Raw genomic sequence first — 16,880 nt, forward strand, 5'->3', positions numbered from 1 at the left:
CGGGGCCTTTTTGCTGTTCGTCTGCAGCCTCAAAAAGTTAGCGAAAAGGAGATTCATTTCCTTTTCGCCAAACCATTCCACCTTTTCCTTCACCTGAAACAAACGGCCACACTGTCCCAGGGGTCACAACATGAAACGGACATGTTCCGTATGCTTCAGCAAAAGCTGCAGGCATTTTTGCTTTTGTCCCATCCTTGAACTTGCACTCAAAGGTTGTCCGCTCCCCCATATACTCTTCCACAAAATCAATTTCTTGCCCCTGGGGTTGTTTTGTTCTCCAAAACCATAGATTGGATCCCGGGCGCCGTTCCTCAAGCCATTTAACGCGTTCCATGTAGAAATAGTTTTCCCACAGAGCGCCAACATCAGGTCTCATATCAAGCGGTGCGAACCGGTCCAGGATGGCGTTTCGAATTCCCAGATCGCAGAAATAGATCTTCTTCCCTTTTTTGATTTCATTAACAACATTTCGGGAAAAAGAAGTGCACTGCCGTATGACGAAACATTGCTCGAGCAGATCAATGTAATCGCTGACCGTATGCTTGGAAAGTCCTGTTTCCCGTGCCAATCCATCATAAGAAACTTCCGATCCGATGCGGTCTGCCAGGCACTTTACAAGCCGCATAAAAGACTGCGGTTTGCGGATTCCCACTAATGAAAAAATATCTTTAAAAAGGATCGAATTAGTAAACCCCTTCAATGTCTTTACTGCGGTTTCCGGTTTTGTGATTATGTTCGGAAGCATTCCAAAGACAAGATGCTGGGGAATATTTTTCAAGGCGTTCACAGTTCCTTTGGTCTCACCCAGTTCAGCAAGCGAAATGGGCCAAAGATGAAAAGCCTCAAATCGCCCCACCGCTGACTCATTCACCCCGCCGGCCAAATCAAGCGCCGATGAACCTGTCACAAAGATACGCACCGGAGTGTCTGACATTTCATTGGTATCGACGAGAATCTTGAGCATTCGTCCAAAGTCAGGAATGTGCTGAGCTTCATCAATGACGATATTCGGAGTTCTGTGTAAAAAAGTCCGCGCGTCGGCTGTCGTTGAAAACCTGAACATTGCCGCCTCACCTTCAGCATCTCCGTCAATCCAGGTGCAGTCTTCATCACCGACAATGTTTCTCAATATTGTGGTCTTTCCGACACGTCGGGCCCCAAAAATGACTACAGCTTTACCATCGGAATAGTCATGCTTGCGAAGAATGTTCAAAAGTTCACGCTGGATCAGCATACGGCAACCACCAAAAGTTAGCGAAAAGGAAATATAACTCCGAATAGCTTTAGCGAAAAGGAAGTATATCTCCTTTTCGCTAAAGCAACTGTTGCTGCTTACGTATCAGAAAAAGTCGACTCACAAACACTTGTCCCCCTTCTCTTTTCTTTTTGCAACAAGCAGGAAATTCCGCTCTCTGCGCCCGCTAAAATAAGACGTTTACAGCACACTTAAGCGCGTTTTGACGATGATCCGAACTTTTGATGCCGCAGGCGCCATTGAACTGGGCCGCGAAGTCCTTCTGCGTGAAGCCAAGGCCGTCACTGATCTGGCGGACACGCTTGACACCGGGCACTTCGCCCGGGCCGTTGAGCTCCTTTTAAACTGCAAAGGACGCGTTGTTGTAGGCGGCGTGGGCAAGTCCGGTCACATCGGCCGCAAACTCGCGGCAACTCTGGCCTCAACCGGCACACCCGCCTTTTTCGTGCATGCCGCCGAAGCTGCCCACGGTGATCTCGGAATGATCACAAAGGATGACGTCGTGATCGGCATCTCCTACTCGGGGGAAACCGGGGAGCTTTTAACCGTCATCCCGGTGTTAAAACGCGAAGGCACGGCCCTCATCACTATTACCGGGAACCCCAAGAGTTCGCTGGCCAAAAACGCCGACGTGAACTTAAACGTGCACGTGACGGCAGAGGCCTGCCCTCTTAACTTGGCGCCCACGTCCTCTACAACCGCAACGCTTGCCATGGGCGACGCCCTGGCCGTCGCCTGCATGCACGCCAAAGGCTTTACCAAAGAAGATTTTGCCCGCAGCCACCCGGGCGGCGCTTTAGGCAGAAGGCTTCTCACGCATGTGCGCGACGTCATGCGTACGGGCGACGCGGTCCCCTGCGTCAAGGAAGATATCAGCGTTTTGGATGCCGTGCGAGAAATCACGAAGAAACACATCGGCATGACGGCGGTTGTGAACGCTGATAACGTCGTTACCGGGATCTTCACCGAAGGCGATCTCCGACGCCTCATTGAAAAGCGCGGCGACATCCGTGCCATTCCGATTGCTGAAGTCATGACAAAAACCCCGCGCACGATTGAGGCGGACGCAATGGCTGCGGCCGCTGCCAGAATCCTCGAAGAGACGCTTGTCAATCAGCTCCTCGTGGTGGACAAGGCCGGGCACCTCGTAGGCGCCCTGCACCTGCATGACCTGATGACGGCAAAGGTAATCTGATGACGTACCGCACTCTCACGCAACGCGCCCGAAACGTCCGGCTTGTGATTCTTGACGTGGACGGTGTTCTCACCGACGGCTCGATTTGGACGGGCGAAAACGGGGAACTCGTGAAGCGCTTTTTCACGCGTGACGGCCTCGGCATCAAAATGCTGCAGGCCGCAGGCATCCCCGTGGCAATTCTCACAGGGCGCGTAAGCGCTCAAACCGCCGCACGCTGCAGGGAGCTCGGCATCACGTCGGTAGCACAGGGCAAACGCTTTAAAACCGACGCCTTCCGGGCGCTTTTATCCAAACACAATGTGAGCGCCGAAGAAACGGCTTATATGGGTGACGACGTCCCTGACATTCCGGTTTTGCGTGCCGCGGGGCTCTCGGCCATTCCGGCGGACGCTTCAGCCGAAGTGCGTCCCCTTGCGCACTTTGTGTCGGACTTTACTGGCGGCAACGGCGCCGTCCGAAGCCTTGCAGAACTCATTCTCAAAGCCCAGGGCAAGTGGGACGCGCTCATTTTTGATCACTACGTCCGGGAGAAAGGCCAATGAAGCTTCACTTCCGGGATAAATTAGCGGCCTTGGCCGGCGCCGTGGTGCTCGCAGTCCTCGTGCTCGTGAGTTACTACTATGCCCTCATGGGCCAGATCGGAAACCTCAAGACGAAAGCGCCTTCGGACGTCCCCGACTTTATTGCCCGCGACATTGCGCTCACCGAATTTGACGGCGACGGCACGGCCGAGCGGCGCATCTACGCCGAATATGCCGAGCACTTTCCTGACGGCCGCATGATGACCCGCAAGCCGCGCATGGCAACGCTTTACGCAGACCGCCCGCAGGTGAAGGCGTCCGCAGATACCGGAATCAGTCTTGACGCCGGCAAGACCGCGGTCTTTTCGGGCCGCGTGGAAGTGACGCGAGCGGGCGACATCGACAACGCACCGCTACGCTTTACCACAAGCCACCTTACGGTCTACCCGGATGAGCAGCGCATGGAAACCGATGCCTTTGTGCGGCTTGAAAGCGGCACGGACGTCACCTCCGGGCGCGGCATGACATTTGACAACGTGGAAAGAACCGTTGATATTCTCAGTGACGTGCGCACGATTGTGCTTCCGAAGGCTGCCGAAACGCAGGAAATCGCGCCGTAAAAACACCCAATTGTGAAAAAAGAATCATGATTTTCGGTAAAACTCTTGCACTTTCAACCCTGCTTTGCAGCACGCTTTTCGCCGCGCAGACCGCGTGGGCGGAATCGGCCGACCGCACCAAGCCCATCGAAATCAACGCCCAGAACTTTGCGGGCGACGAAGTGGCGCAGACAGCGGTCTATTCCGGGGCCGTTGAAGTGCATCAGGGAACGCTTGAGATTCTGGGCGACAAACTCACGCTTAAAGTGTCGCCTGAAGGCTACCGCACGATTACGGTCACGGGGGCTCCCGTGAAAATGCGCGAAAAGCGCGACAACAAAAAGGGGATCGACGAGTGGGTGCATGCGAGTGCGCTTACCGCGGTCTACGACGAGCGGCACGACCGCATTATCTTCACGGATAACGCCAAACTGGCCCGCAGCGAAAACGGCCTGGTGAAGGACTCCACGGCCGGCAACAAAATCACCTATGACCTCCTCACCGCCCGCTCGCGCGTGGAAGGGGAAGTCGTCAGCGGCAAAAAGAGCCGCGTGACGACGGTTCTTGCGCCGAGAAACCAGAAGGACGCCGCAAAGACCACACAGCGCCGTTCCTCTGAAGCGCCCCGTATGCAGGGCTCAAGCCGTCTTGCGGAGTAACGCCAAGTGACAGAACTGACGACGCCCGAAACAAGCACTGCCGCCGAAGGCAAGGTTCAGACCCTCACCGCGACGGCGCTCATGAAGCGCTACGGCACCCGCAAGGTGGTGAGAAACGTGTCGCTCTCCGTCAAAAGCGGCGAGGTCGTGGGCCTTTTGGGCCCCAACGGTGCCGGTAAGACCACGACCTTTTACATGGTGGTAGGCCTGGTTCCTCCAAACGGCGGCTCGATTCACCTAAACGGCATGGACATCACGCACCTGCCGATTTTCCGCCGGGCGCGCTTAGGCGTCAGTTACCTTCCCCAGGAAGCCAGCGTCTTCAGGCGGCTTTCCGTGGAAGACAACATCCGCTCAGTCCTTGAACTTCAGACCGATGAAAAGGGCAAACCCCTTACGAAGGCCGAGGTGGAAAAGCGGCTCAACGCCCTTTTGGAAGAACTTCAGATCGAGCACATCCGCACGAATATGGCGGTGTCGCTTTCCGGGGGCGAAAGGCGCCGCACGGAAATTGCCCGGGCGCTTGCAAACGACCCGCGCTTTATTCTGCTCGATGAACCCTTTGCGGGCGTTGATCCCATTGCCGTCATTGAAATTCAGCGCATCGTGCGGTTTTTAAAGGACCGCGGCATCGGCGTTTTAATCACCGACCATAACGTGCGCGAAACGCTCGGCATCTGCGACCACGCCTACATCATCAACGAAGGCGAAGTGCTCGCCAGCGGCTCACCCGAGGAGATCATCGTCGACGAAAGCGTGCGGCGCATCTACCTCGGCAAAGACTTCCGCATGTAGCCAGACAACCATCATGGCGTCACTGTCGGCTTCGGTTTTACTCACCCAGTCGCAGCGCCTGGCGGTGACGCCGGCCCTGAAGCAGGCGCTCAACCTCCTGCAGATGCCCGGTCTCGAAGCCGCGGCAGCCGTTGAGGAGATGCTCGCCAAAAATCCGCTTGTAGAGCGCACAGATGACGCAGGCACGCAGGAATCCGCTGCCGACACGCCGGAGACCGGCACGGACTTTGAAGTGTCAAACCTCATGCCCGTGCATGCCCGCACGGACGAAAACGACACTGATCCCCTCGGAAACCTTGCGGCAGAAGTGACCTTAACCGAAGAGCTTACGCGCGAGGTGGGGTGTCTCAACCTCACCGACACGGAACGTGAGTGCGTCCTCTGGCTTATCGGAAATCTCGACGAAAACGGGTTTCTCTCCGACCCCCTCACCGAGCTCACCGCGAACGCCCCGTTTTCGGCTGAGCCTGAAGTCTGGGCAACCGCCCTAAAGCGCCTTCAAAGCCTCGAGCCCGCAGGGGTCGGCGCCAGAAACTGTACGGAAGCGCTTATTCTGCAGACCGATCGGGCACTTTTTGAAGCCGAGGATCCCGAAGAACGGGCGACACTGACGCTTGCCCGCAGGATTCTTTCCCACACCGCGCTTTTTCTCGGGAAACTCACGCCTGATGCGGCCGCCAAAAAGCTTGCCGTCACACCGGAAACCTTTCACGCGGCCGTGCGCGCGATTGCCGGGATGAATCCGCGGCCTGCGGCCGGGTTTTCAGGGGGCACTGCGGCCGCTGCGGTCGTCCCCGACGTGATTGCCGTCAAAACGGCAGCGGGCTGGCGCGTGCGCATAAACGACGCTCTCTTGCCGGCGCTCACCTTTAACCATGCGCTCTTTGAAATGCTCACCGCCGCCAAGCTTGAGGGGAAAGACAAAACCGCCTGGCGGGATCGTGCGCACGAAGCCCGTGCGTTTATCCATGCAGTCGAGGAGCGCACCTCCACCATCGTTTCCGTGGCGCAGTGTATTGTCGACAGACAGCCGGGCTTTTTTGAGGCCGGCAAGGCCGCCCTTAAACCCATGGTTCTCAGGGACGTCGCGGAACACTTAGGCATTGCCGAATCGACGGTGAGCCGCGCCGTGTCCGGGAAATACCTTCTCACGCCCCGCGGTACACTTGAACTTAAGGCCTTTTTCACGTCGGCCGTGACAGGTGAATCCGGCGAAAGCGTCAGCAGCGCCCGCGTGCGGCACCGCATCCGTGAACTGATTGACGCAGAGGACCCGGCCAAGCCCTTGTCTGATGACACGCTTTCGCAACTGTTAGCTCATGAAGGTATTGTGGCGGCACGCCGCACGGTTGCAAAATACCGTGAGGCGGAAGGCATTGGCGCCAAATCGGTGCGAAGGCGGATGAAGGCGTTGGCCGGACAGTGATTTCAAAAGGAACATGCAATGACGGACACGGCAGAGGACACCAAAACCATGCAGCTTATTATCGTCACCGGCCTTTCGGGCTCGGGAAAGTCGATTGCAATCCGGGTACTCGAAGACTGCGGCTACTACTGCGTGGACAACCTCCCCGTGGACTTTTTAAAGGAAGTGGCCCTGGGCCTTAAAGACCACGGCCACAAGAAGGTCGCGATGGCGATTGACGCCCGAAGCCGCTTAAATCTTGCGAGCGCTGAGGAGCAGGTAAACGCCCTCAAACGCGCGGGCTGCGACGTGCGGCCCCTCTTTCTCACGGCCTCAACGCCTGCGCTCATTGCGCGCTTTTCCGAAACCCGCAGGCGGCATCCGCTCACGATTTCCGCAGAAGAGTCCGGCACGGGGCTCACGCTTTCTGAAGCTGTGGAAAAAGAGCGCGAGCTTTTGGCGCCCATTGCCCCCTACTCCTACGAGATCGACACCTCAAAGCTTCTGCCCAATACCTTGAGAGACTGGGTGCGGCAGTTTGCCGGGGCCCCGAAGTCCACGATGACGCTTGCCTTTGAAAGCTTTGCCTTTAAGCGGGGGATCCCGGTGGCAGCCGACCTCGTTTTTGACGTCCGCAACCTCCCCAACCCCTATTACGATCCGAAACTGCGGCCTCTGACGGGCCTTGATAAGCCGGTCGCAGACTATCTGTCAGGCATTGCGGACGTCAACGACATGATCGCCGATATCGAACACTTTATCCGCCGGTGGCTGCCGTCCTACGAAGCCCAGAACCGTCATTACCTAACAATTGCGGTGGGCTGCACGGGCGGCCAGCACCGAAGCGTCTATGTGGCGGAGACCCTTGCCAAGCGCTTTGCGGACTTTCCCGGCACCGTGGTGCGGCACCGGCAGGTCGCCAAGATCCGGGCGGCGCAGGCGGCCCAATCCGCTCTCTCCGCCCAAACCGCCTGATTAAAAGGTCGGGATCACGCCGCCCTTGTAGGTCTTTTCAATGAAGGTCCGCACATCCGCTGCCGTTGCCGCTGTTGAAAGCACGGAAAAGGCGAGAACGCCGGCGGAAATAAGAGAACCCGCAATGCGGGAAAAACGTGAGGTCATGGTTTTGCCCGGTCCTTATTGGAAAAAATCGGTGAGAGGCAGCGCTCTCGGATGCGGACGTTGTGCAGAAGCAAAACCACGGCTTTTTCGGACTTTGAGCGTCCTCTGCGGTATTGCCGCGAAAAACCGGTAATACCTTTGCGAAGGACGGTTTTTTGCCTGTCAGAAGCGGCCGGCTAAAACCTCAGAGGCAAGCAAAAACTTCTTGACGGGAGCAGGCAAGGCCCCTTCTTCAGCGTCTTTGCGGGTAAAGCCCCGGGCGTTTTCAGTTGAGGGCTTATGAAGCACAAGTTCCACGCGGGCATTGAGCCGGTAGTGCGAAAAGTCGTGCGTAAAACACCCGATGTCTTCTCCCGCTTCGGAAGCGGCGGGCAGTGTCCAGAGCCCCCGCCATACGCCTTTTTCGTTTTGTTCGATAAGCCACACACACCCGTCAGAGAGGTACACCGTAAAGACCGCGTCCTTTACCGGGCGCTCCTTTTTGGGTTTACGCACAGGGAAACTTTCCTGGCTGCCCTCATGAAACGCCCTGCACCAGGCGGATAAGGGGCAGATCATGCAGGCCGGTTTCGTGCGCGTGCAGACCGTGGCGCCGATATCCATCATCGCCTGATTAAAAACGCCGGGATGGGTTTTTGAAACGAGTTTCTCAGCCGCCTCCCAGAGAAACTGATCGCAGGCCGCCGTCCCCACGGGAGACGTTACCGTAAAAAGGCGTGTGAGCACCCGTTTGACGTTGCCGTCAACGACAGGAGCGACCGTGCCGTAAGAAAAACTTGCCACCGCGCTTGCGGTGCTTTTGCCTATTCCCGGAAGCGTTGCCAGTGTTTCAACGTCCTTAGGGAAAACGCCCCCGAAGTCACGCACGACAACCCGGGCGCAGGCCAAAAGATTGCGGGCCCGCGAGTAGTACCCCAAGCCCGCCCAAAGTTTCATCACGGCTTCGTCGTCAGCGGCCGCAAGAATCTGAACCGTCGGAAAGGCCGCCATAAAGCGCGCAAAGTAGTCCTTTACCACCGCAACCTGCGTCTGCTGCAGCATGATCTCCGAGACCCAGCGGCGGTAGGCGTCTGCAACCATCCACGGCAAACCGTGCCGCCCGCATCGCTTCTGCCAGGCGACCAGTGCCCCGGCAAAGACTTCGGGTTCTGTGAGTGCGTCTTTTACTTCTGACATGTCGGGCAAAAGAAAGAGCTGCGGCCGTTCTGGACAATGCGTTTAATAAGACTCCCGCAGACGGGACAGGGCTCAGCCTCACGCCCGTAAACAGAGCACTCGAGCGCAAACCAGCCGCTTTCGCCGTCGGTGCCGTGAAAGTCTCTGAGCGTCGTGCCGCCCGCGGCAATGGAGCGCGTCAAAACATCGCGGATTGCAGTGAGGAGCCTTTCGGCTTCCTTTTTCGTGACCTTAGAAGCTTTGCGCGTGGGGCGGATACGGGCCTCAAAAAGGCTTTCGCAGGCGTAGATATTGCCGCAGCCGCAGACGATCTTGCCTGAGAGCAATACCTGCTTGATGGCGGACGTTTTGCCGCGAAGCGCTTTGTAAAAGACCTCGGGGGTCAGTGTCTTGTCAAAGGGTTCGGCGCCGATGGTGTTTAGGGGCGCGAGTTCCCTCGGATCGGTGTCCGTGACTTTAATGTCGGAAAACTTCCGGGGGTCGGTGAGGCGCAGAAGCGTTTCATCATCAAAAATGATGTCAAGACGGTCGTGCGGGCCCGCCGCGGGTGCGGCATCCGCCCTCCAGAGCCGCCAGGCGCCGCTCATTCCGAGGTGCGTCGTAAGCCACGTCACCTGCCCCGTCGATTCATTTTCAAAGCGCCATATAAGGTACTTGGAGCGCCGCGTGAGGCTTGTGAGTCTGAGGCCCCCGATCAGTTTCATGAGCGGCGGCACCGGACTTCTTAAGTTCGTGCAATACGCGTGCACGGCGCTCACCCGTTTACCGGTAAGAGCGGGCGCGAGTGCCTTGCGGCAGACCTCAACCTCGGGAAGTTCGGGCATGTATGTTGTCCTGGTGCAGTTGCAGTTAACGGGATGCTACACCAGCGCAAAGGCCTGTCTTTTTGTGTACGGCAGCCGGACTATTTTTCGGATTTGCCCGTCATCCATTTTTAAGCAATACCGAGTATCATGCGCGACAATTCGCCGAGTTAACAAAGACAACTTGCGGGGCGAATCAACAAATACCGCTAAAGCGTCTGCCGCGACGTCGCTGGTTTTCATTGCTCAGCTCACTGCGTTGGACGCTTGGTTTGCAACGTTTTCAACGTACCATTGGAGCATGGCAATGGCCAGCGATTTTCTTTTTACCTCCGAGTCCGTCAGTGAAGGTCATCCCGATAAGGTGGCCGACCAGATTTCCGACGCCGTACTCGACGCCTGCCTCGCGCAGGATCCGATGAGCCGTGTGGCCGCGGAAACGATGTGCTCGACCGGTCTCGTTGTTTTGGCCGGTGAAATCACCACGGACGCTCAGGTCAACTACATTGACCTCACCCGTGACGTCTTAAAGCGCATCGGCTACGACAATTCCGAATACGGCATCGACCACAAGGGCTGCTCGGTTCTCGTGGGCTATGACAAGCAGTCCGAGGACATCAAGCAGGGCGTGGACGAGAAAAACCACGATCCCCTCACCCAGGGCGCAGGCGACCAGGGCCTGATGTTTGGTTTTGCCTGTGACGAAACCCCGACACTGATGCCCGCCGCGATTTACTACGCGCACCGCCTCGTGCAGCAGCAGTCCATCGTGCGCCGTAACGGCGTGATGCCCTATCTGAGGCCGGACGCCAAGAGCCAGGTGACGCTGCGCTACGTGGACGGTAAGCCCGTTGCCGCGGACACGATTGTTCTCTCGACCCAGCACTCCCCGGAATGGTCTGTGGGCGACCATATGAAGCCCGAATTCGTGGAAGCGGTGGTCGAAAACATCATCCGTCCGGTGATGCCTGCGGAATGGCTTAAAAACACTCGGTTCCTTGTGAACCCCACCGGCCGCTTTGTGGTGGGCGGTCCCCAGGGCGACTGCGGGCTTACGGGCCGCAAGATCATCGTCGACACCTACGGCGGCGCCTGCCCGCACGGGGGCGGCGCCTTCTCCGGCAAGGATCCCACGAAGGTGGACCGCTCCGCTGCCTACGCCTGCCGCTATGTGGCAAAGAACATTGTTGCCGCGGGCCTCGCGCGTCAGTGCCAGATTCAGGTCTCCTACGCGATCGGCGTCGCGGAACCCATGAACATCACGGTGCTCACCAACGGCACGGGTGTCATTGCCGACGAAAAGATTGCGGAACTCGTGCGTAAGTTCTTCGATCTGCGTCCGGGCGGCATCATTCAGATGCTCGATCTGCGCCGTCCGATTTACTCCAAGACCGCCGCCTACGGTCACTTCGGCCGCGAAGAGCCGGAATTTACGTGGGAAAAGACCGACAAGGCGATGCTTTTGAAGGAAGCCGCCGGTCTCTGACCGCGCTTAAATCCCTAGCCGGAAGGCAACTTCCGGCTTAAGGTCCAAAGGCCCGCAGGAACTCCGTTTCTTTCGGGCCTTTTTCATAGAAATTCCGCGAGGAAACCCGCGTCTTCAGACGCGGGAGGAATCGCGGCTGTTTTTATTTTAAAAAATTGGTACCATACGCACTATGCTAAACGTCGTTTACAGCAGAAACTGCGTCTATCAGACAGCTTACCATGTGGTATGGTGCCCCCAGTACAGGAAATCCGTTCTCAGGGGTGGTGTTGCGCTGTCTCTGCGTGAGTTGCTTGAAAGCATATGCGCTGAAAGAAAGTATGAGATACTTTCTTTGGAGATTCAGCCGGATCACCTGCACCTGTTGGTCAGTTTTCCGCCGTCCGTCAGCATTGCCGACGCGGTGAGAGTATTGAAGGGTGCCAGTGCAAGGATGCTGCTGATGCGGCATCCGGAACTCAAAAATGAACTTTGGGCAGGCCATCTTTGGTCGCTTTCTTACTACGTCGGAACAGCAGGCAGTGTCAGTGCAGAAACGATCAAAAGCTACATCGAAAGGACTGAACACATCCGCGGACGGCGTTAGACGCGTTGAGGGGAGCGGCAAGTGTGTCCGCACAGCCTGCGTTCGGCTGGAACTACTCGATCCGGCAGCACACGAAAAGCTCGCAGCGACGCAGAGACTCTATGCGCAGGTGTGTAACTTTGTAGTTCCGACAGTAGCGGCGGACCGCACGAAGAGGCTCTGGCAGCGTTTCACGCTGCATCACGCAGTTTATGACAAGATCAAGGCAAAATTTCCGGATCTCGGCAGCCAGTATGCCTGTAACGTCATCCGCTCGGTGTCGGCAGCCTACAAGACGGAGCTTGCCAATCATCCGGCACAGCTCAAAAGTGAGGACAAGAAGCTCAAGACGCTGGTGTTCAGGCACCCCTCGGTTCACGTCGACAAGAACACGCTGACATTTTTCCCTGACGGCACTGTTTCAATTTCAACCATCAGCGGTCGGATTCGGGCACGTCTGTGCCCCGGCCCTTTTCAAAAAGAGTTGCTGGCTTCGGGAAAGCGTAAGGAGTGCAACCTTGTTCTGCATCCCCGGAGAGGCCGGAAAGAAGCGTTTTGGGAGCTTCACATCGCTGTGGAGTCCCAAGGTTGTTCGGGCGAAGAGAATTTAAAGAATCTGAAAGCCGACGAGATCATGGGTATTGATGTCGGCGAGAACAATATTGCGGCCGTCAGCACGGGCCGTATTTGGAAAGCAGGAGCATTAAAGGATAAAAGAGACCGATATATGAGTCAGAGAAAGCGTCTTCAGCGCAACGGCTCTCAGAGTGCCAGACAGCACCTGAAAAAAGCCTCAGGCCGAGAAAGACGCCATGTGACGCATGTCAATAACGTTGTAAGCAAAGAGATTGTGCAGGAAGCCGCAAAGCGGGGGATCAAGTTAATCGCCCTGGAAGACCTGACGCATATCCGGGATCACATCAAGGCCGGGAAACGCATCAGAAGCCGACTGCACCGCTGGTCTTTCCGTGAGTTGCAGGAGATGATTGTTTACAAAGCGGCAGCCGCTGGAATCCGGTGTGTTTTCCTGGATCCGCGCTATACAAGCCAGACATGCTCACAGTGCGGGGCACCGGGCAAACGCCATAAGCACGGGTTCCGATGCAGCCAATGTGGTCACCTTGCGCACAGCGACTTGAATGCGAGCCGCAACCTGCAGGGTCTGTGCCGACAGCTGTCAGCACAGGGGCTGATGTAAACCAGCCTTATGTTGGGCCGTGTGATGCGGTTACAATAAAGCCCCCGTCTTCAGACGGGGGATTGTTTACGCTTAGTTTTTACTCTTTTCCTTAAACGCGATTTCGTGCGGTTCTTGCGCCGCTTTTTCGGGCACGAGCCGCCCGATGGCTTTGACAAAGAGCCCGACACAGACCGCCGAAACGAGCGTTCCTTCCCGCAGGCCCACGAAGGTGCGAAGGAAATACCAGGATATGGCGGCCGAGGCTTTCTTACGCCACACGTTTTTTCTGCATCCTGTCGCGGATCAAAATAGCCGCAAGGTTCATGGCAAAGACCAAAAGAACCAATAGAAGCCCCGTGCTGTACTGCAGGGGCCGTGTCTTTTCGATTTCGGTCCCCGCGGTCGCGAGCACGTACATGTGGTAGGGCAGCGCCATCACGCTGTTAAAGACGGATTCGGGGAGTTTCGGCGTATAAAACACCGCCGCCGTAAACATCACGGCACTCGTTTCGCCTGCGGCGCGCGCCACGGCAAGAATCGCCCCCGTCAAAATCCCGGGAAGCGCCGCGGGAAGCACCACGCGCCCGATGGTCTGAGACTTTGTGGCCCCCAGAGCGAGACTCGCCTCACGCCAGGCGCCCGGCACCTGCTTAAGCGCTTCTTCCGTGGTGTTGATGATCACAGGAAGCGTCAAAACCGCAAGCGTCAGAATGCCCGAGAGAAGACTCACGTTAAAGCCCAGGGCTGTGACGAAAAACGCGAGCCCGAAAAGCCCGAAGACAATCGACGGAACGCCCGCAAGGTTTGCGACCGACAGACGCACGATGCTTTTAAAAGCGCCGTCTTTACTGTATTCGTTCAACCACACGGCGCACGCGACACCAAAGGGCAACGCAATGGCGATGGCGCCCGCCGCAAGAAGAAACGTCCCCACAAGGCAGGGCCACACACCGCCCTCCGTCATCATCTTGCGGGGCGCATCAAACACAAACTCCCAGTTAAGGGCCCCTGCCCCGTTAATGAGAAGAAAGACGCAGGCGGTGACAAGCGCCGCGCAGTTAATAAAGGCCGCAATCCGCAAGCCCCCGAAGGCAATCAGCTGCTCGGCAAACCGCTTCGGGCGGGACTTTTCCTGCGCGCGGGCACAAAGACTTTTCTGCACCATTTTGTTCTCCTTAAACAGCCGGCGTCTTGTAGCGCTGCGCCATCTTGTAGGCGACCGCATTAAAGATGAAGGTCATGAGAAAAAGCGCGATGCCGGTGGCAAAAAGCGCGTGGTAGTGGGGACTGCCAAACGGCGCTTCGGCCATTTCCGCGGCGATGCTTGCGGGCATCGGTCGGATGGGATCGAAAATGGATTCCGGCACGATCGCGGCACCGCCCGCGACCATCAGTACCACCATCGTTTCACCCAAAGCACGGCTCATGCCGAGCATGACGGCGGTTCCGACGCCCGAGAGCGCATACGGGAAGGTGACAAGTTTCAGAGTCTCCCAGGGCGTGGCGCCCAAGGCAAGCGAAGCGTCCTTTAAAGCCTGCGGTACCGCATGCAGGGCATCTTCTGAAATCGAGCAGATCGTGGGCACGGCCATGAAGGCAAGCATCAGTGAGGCGTTAAAGAGATTGAGTCCCGTGGCGATCCCCAGGGCATTCTGCAGCCACGGCGCCACAAGCACCATCCCGATAAAGCCGATCACAACCGAAGGAAGCGCCGCCAAAAGTTCAATAAAGGGTTTGACGATTCGGCGGGTTTTATCCGACGCCACTTCAGAAAGATACGCTGCGGTCACCAGGCCCAGCGGTACCGCAATAAGGCTTGAGAGCACCGTAACGGCAAGCGACCCCGCAATCAGGGAGCCGATCTCAAAGTCCGGGGCATCTCCCACCGGATACCAGTCGGTGCCGAAAATGAATTTGAGCGGAGTGACCTGGGAAAAGACCGGCAGCCCCTCCCGAAAGAGATAAAAGACGATGCCCGCAAGTGTCGCAAGCGACGTGAGCGCGAGGACGGTGAGCCCGATTTCGACCATCCGTTCCCGTCGGTTTTTATTGATCATTGTCGCGTCTCTGTCTGCATGAATGGCCGGTACTCACTGACCGGCCTTTTTACTGGTGTTTTACTCGTAAATTACTTGTAAAAACGGGGGCTTACGGCAATGCACAAGAGCCGCAGCGCCCCGCGTTTCATTTACTCGTGAAGCGGCACGAAACCGGTTTCCTTCACAAGCTTCTGGCCCTTGGCGGGATCAAGCACAAAGTCGGTGAAACTCTTGGCGGCACCGGAAGGAGTGCCGTTGGTGAAGAAATAGAGTTCACGGGAAAGAGGCCAGGTCTTGGTTTTGGCGTTCTGAGCCGTAGCCTTGGTGCCCGCGATCGTGAGGCTCTTTGTCTGCCCGTCAACATATCCGAGGCCGATATAGCCGATGGCGTTCACGTTCTTTGCAACCGTCTGGACAACCGTGCCGTTAGAAGTCTGCAGCAGCGCTCTCGGCGTCACGCGGGCCTTTTTCATGACGAGCTCTTCCCAGGTTTCAAAGGTACCCGAGCTCGAGTCGCGGCTCACAACAACAATCGGAGCGTCCTTGCCGCCCACATCCTTCCAGTTCCTGATCTTGCCTTCATAAATGGCCTTGAGCGTGGCAAGCGTAATGTCCTTCACAGGATTGGCGTTGTTGACGACCGGAACGATGGCGTCAACGGCAACAGCGGTGCGTACCGGTTTGACGCCTCGGGCTTGGGCGAGCTTCACTTCACTTGCCTTAATGTCACGCGAGCTCATGGCGATCGTCGTAAGACCGTCAATCAGCGCCTTGATTCCGTTGCCGGACCCGCCCCCCGAAAGGGAAATCGCCGCGGCACCGACTTCATGCGAATAGCTTTCCGCCGCCTTCTGCACAATGGGAAGCACGGTGGTGGAGCCGTTAATCACGAGTTCGGCACCAAAAGCCGTTGTACCGATCAGACCGGCCGCGAGCACCGCAACCACTTTCTTCATCATCATTTCGTTTTGTCCTTACTGACATCAATGGCACCGGACACGTCAGATTTTGCTGTTTGTCCGTCCGGCACCGGTTAACCGAAATCCCGGAAACCCCATTTCTCCGGGCACATCGTTTTTTCTTTTTTCGATTGCGCATCTTGAGCGCCGTTTGTGACGGATCAACCCTTTTTTCGTGACGGGTTGATGACGTTTTCTTTGTCATCGTTTTGTCACCAAAACGGCACAGTTTCGACAAAAACGCGGCATACGATCGCAGATCACACGTAAAAGACGCTTTACAAAAAAATTGCCGGCCAAACCCCCGGCCGACCGGACAAAACACTCATGAACGACTTTCAGACAAACGAAAAAAACGACATCAAGATCCACGCCGAACACGTGGACTTCTTTTACGGCAAAAAGCAGACCCTTTTTGACATCAACCTTGACTTCCGTGACCGCGAGGTGACGGCTCTGATCGGCCCTTCAGGCTGCGGCAAAAGTACGTTTTTAAGAACGCTTTCGCGCATGAACGAACTCATCCCCAACACCCACATCACAGGGAAAATCACGTTGGACGGCGATGACATCTACGCGCCTGACTTTGACGTGGTGGCGCTCAGACAGCGTGTCGGCATGGTCTTTCAGAGGCCCACGCCCTTTCCCAAATCCATTTTTGAAAACGTCGCTTATGGTCTGAGAGTTGCCGGCATCACCAACAAAACCCTCATCCGCGACAAGGTGGAGGAAAGTCTGAAGCGCGCCGCGCTTTTTGAAGAAGTCAAAGACCGTCTTAACGACAGTGCCCTGGGGCTTTCCGGCGGCCAGCAGCAGCGCCTCTGCATTGCACGTGCGTTGGCGGTTGAACCCGAAGTGCTTCTGATGGATGAGCCCTGCAGTGCTCTGGATCCGATTGCAACGCAGCGCCTTGAGGAAAGCATCCTTGAACTCAAGGAGTCGCTCTCTATCATCATCGTGACGCACAACATGCAGCAGGCGGCGCGTGTGTCGGATAAGACCGCGTTCTTCTTTATGGGACAGTTGATTGAATTTGACGCCACCGATACGATCTTTAACCACCCGAAACTTGAAAAGACCCGCGACTACGTGAACGGCCACTTCGGTTAAGTACTTCT

At 56.8% G+C, this 16,880-nt stretch carries 19 protein-coding genes; 11 read left to right on the forward strand and 8 right to left on the reverse strand.

Annotated features, from left to right (window positions below):
* Positions 1–37: 37 nt before the first annotated feature.
* Complete coding sequence (locus NXF97_RS05380; protein ID WP_274955383.1) at positions 38–1,234, reverse strand: ATP-binding protein; 1,197 nt, start codon at positions 1,232–1,234, stop codon at positions 38–40.
* Between the two features lie 229 nt (positions 1,235–1,463).
* On the opposite strand from NXF97_RS05380, the gene NXF97_RS05385 reads away from it, so the two are divergent.
* The 7 genes from NXF97_RS05385 to rapZ are packed head-to-tail and all read left to right on the forward strand — an operon-like array spanning position 1,464 to position 7,407.
* Positions 1,464–2,450: a KpsF/GutQ family sugar-phosphate isomerase gene (locus NXF97_RS05385; RefSeq protein ID WP_274955384.1), complete on the forward strand. Its 987-nt coding sequence runs from the start codon at positions 1,464–1,466 to the stop codon at positions 2,448–2,450.
* Positions 2,450–2,995, forward strand: coding sequence for a KdsC family phosphatase (locus NXF97_RS05390; protein WP_274955385.1), 546 nt, complete (start codon positions 2,450–2,452; stop codon positions 2,993–2,995). Before NXF97_RS05385 ends, NXF97_RS05390 begins: the two co-directional genes overlap by 1 nt.
* A complete protein-coding gene (lptC, locus tag NXF97_RS05395) occupies positions 2,992–3,594 on the forward strand; it encodes an LPS export ABC transporter periplasmic protein LptC (RefSeq protein WP_274955386.1) in 603 nt (200 codons plus the stop codon). The genes NXF97_RS05390 and lptC overlap by 4 nt, the downstream gene beginning before the upstream one ends.
* A gap of 26 nt (positions 3,595–3,620) precedes the next feature.
* Positions 3,621–4,232: a lipopolysaccharide transport periplasmic protein LptA gene (gene lptA / locus NXF97_RS05400; protein WP_274955387.1), complete on the forward strand. Its 612-nt coding sequence runs from the start codon at positions 3,621–3,623 to the stop codon at positions 4,230–4,232.
* A gap of 15 nt (positions 4,233–4,247) precedes the next feature.
* Positions 4,248–5,027, forward strand: a complete 780-nt coding sequence (gene lptB, locus NXF97_RS05405; protein ID WP_074010093.1) for an LPS export ABC transporter ATP-binding protein — start codon at positions 4,248–4,250, stop codon at positions 5,025–5,027.
* 13 nt (positions 5,028–5,040) lie between these two features.
* Positions 5,041–6,453, forward strand: coding sequence for an RNA polymerase factor sigma-54 (rpoN, locus tag NXF97_RS05410; RefSeq protein ID WP_274955388.1), 1,413 nt, complete (start codon positions 5,041–5,043; stop codon positions 6,451–6,453).
* A 48-nt stretch (positions 6,454–6,501) separates the two neighbouring features.
* Positions 6,502–7,407, forward strand: coding sequence for an RNase adapter RapZ (gene rapZ, locus NXF97_RS05415; RefSeq protein WP_074010092.1), 906 nt, complete (start codon positions 6,502–6,504; stop codon positions 7,405–7,407).
* Here the strand turns inward: rapZ and NXF97_RS05420 are convergent, their stop codons facing one another.
* From NXF97_RS05420 to mutM, 3 genes are all read right to left on the reverse strand, one after another.
* On the reverse strand, positions 7,408–7,554 hold the full coding sequence (locus NXF97_RS05420) for a hypothetical protein (RefSeq protein WP_022373513.1): 147 nt from the start codon (positions 7,552–7,554) through the stop codon (positions 7,408–7,410).
* 162 nt (positions 7,555–7,716) lie between these two features.
* Positions 7,717–8,730: an A/G-specific adenine glycosylase gene (mutY, locus tag NXF97_RS05425; protein WP_022373514.1), complete on the reverse strand. Its 1,014-nt coding sequence runs from the start codon at positions 8,728–8,730 to the stop codon at positions 7,717–7,719.
* Complete coding sequence (gene mutM / locus NXF97_RS05430) at positions 8,718–9,554, reverse strand: bifunctional DNA-formamidopyrimidine glycosylase/DNA-(apurinic or apyrimidinic site) lyase (RefSeq protein ID WP_274955389.1); 837 nt, start codon at positions 9,552–9,554, stop codon at positions 8,718–8,720. The genes mutY and mutM overlap by 13 nt, the downstream gene beginning before the upstream one ends.
* A gap of 286 nt (positions 9,555–9,840) precedes the next feature.
* On the opposite strand from mutM, the gene metK reads away from it, so the two are divergent.
* From metK to NXF97_RS05445, 3 genes are all read left to right on the forward strand, one after another.
* On the forward strand, positions 9,841–11,019 hold the full coding sequence (gene metK, locus NXF97_RS05435) for a methionine adenosyltransferase (RefSeq protein ID WP_022373516.1): 1,179 nt from the start codon (positions 9,841–9,843) through the stop codon (positions 11,017–11,019).
* Between the two features lie 172 nt (positions 11,020–11,191).
* Positions 11,192–11,605: an IS200/IS605 family transposase gene (gene tnpA / locus NXF97_RS05440; RefSeq protein ID WP_274955390.1), complete on the forward strand. Its 414-nt coding sequence runs from the start codon at positions 11,192–11,194 to the stop codon at positions 11,603–11,605.
* A gap of 109 nt (positions 11,606–11,714) precedes the next feature.
* Positions 11,715–12,782 (forward strand): RNA-guided endonuclease InsQ/TnpB family protein, encoded by a 1,068-nt coding sequence (locus NXF97_RS05445; RefSeq protein WP_274955391.1) that lies wholly within the window; start codon positions 11,715–11,717, stop codon positions 12,780–12,782.
* Positions 12,783–12,854: 72 nt separating this feature from the next.
* On the opposite strand, the gene NXF97_RS05450 is transcribed toward NXF97_RS05445, so the two are convergent.
* The 4 genes from NXF97_RS05450 to NXF97_RS05465 form a co-directional block, all read right to left on the reverse strand.
* Positions 12,855–13,043 carry a hypothetical protein gene (locus tag NXF97_RS05450; protein WP_022372685.1) on the reverse strand — a complete coding sequence of 63 codons (189 nt, stop codon included), beginning with the start codon at positions 13,041–13,043 and terminating at the stop codon, positions 12,855–12,857.
* Positions 13,033–13,929: a phosphate ABC transporter permease PstA gene (gene pstA / locus NXF97_RS05455; RefSeq protein WP_022372686.1), complete on the reverse strand. Its 897-nt coding sequence runs from the start codon at positions 13,927–13,929 to the stop codon at positions 13,033–13,035. The genes NXF97_RS05450 and pstA overlap by 11 nt, the downstream gene beginning before the upstream one ends.
* 10 nt (positions 13,930–13,939) lie before the next feature.
* Positions 13,940–14,821 carry a phosphate ABC transporter permease subunit PstC gene (gene pstC, locus NXF97_RS05460; RefSeq protein WP_274955392.1) on the reverse strand — a complete coding sequence of 294 codons (882 nt, stop codon included), beginning with the start codon at positions 14,819–14,821 and terminating at the stop codon, positions 13,940–13,942.
* 131 nt (positions 14,822–14,952) lie between these two features.
* Positions 14,953–15,765 carry a phosphate ABC transporter substrate-binding protein gene (locus tag NXF97_RS05465; protein WP_274955393.1) on the reverse strand — a complete coding sequence of 271 codons (813 nt, stop codon included), beginning with the start codon at positions 15,763–15,765 and terminating at the stop codon, positions 14,953–14,955.
* A 324-nt stretch (positions 15,766–16,089) separates the two neighbouring features.
* On the opposite strand from NXF97_RS05465, the gene pstB reads away from it, so the two are divergent.
* A complete protein-coding gene (pstB, locus tag NXF97_RS05470; RefSeq protein ID WP_274955394.1) occupies positions 16,090–16,872 on the forward strand; it encodes a phosphate ABC transporter ATP-binding protein PstB in 783 nt (260 codons plus the stop codon).
* Positions 16,873–16,880 lie beyond the last annotated feature (8 nt).

Origin of the sequence: Duodenibacillus massiliensis (assembly GCF_928721995.1) — a bacterium.
In the GTDB taxonomy this organism is placed as follows: domain Bacteria; phylum Pseudomonadota; class Gammaproteobacteria; order Burkholderiales; family Burkholderiaceae_F; genus Duodenibacillus; species Duodenibacillus massiliensis.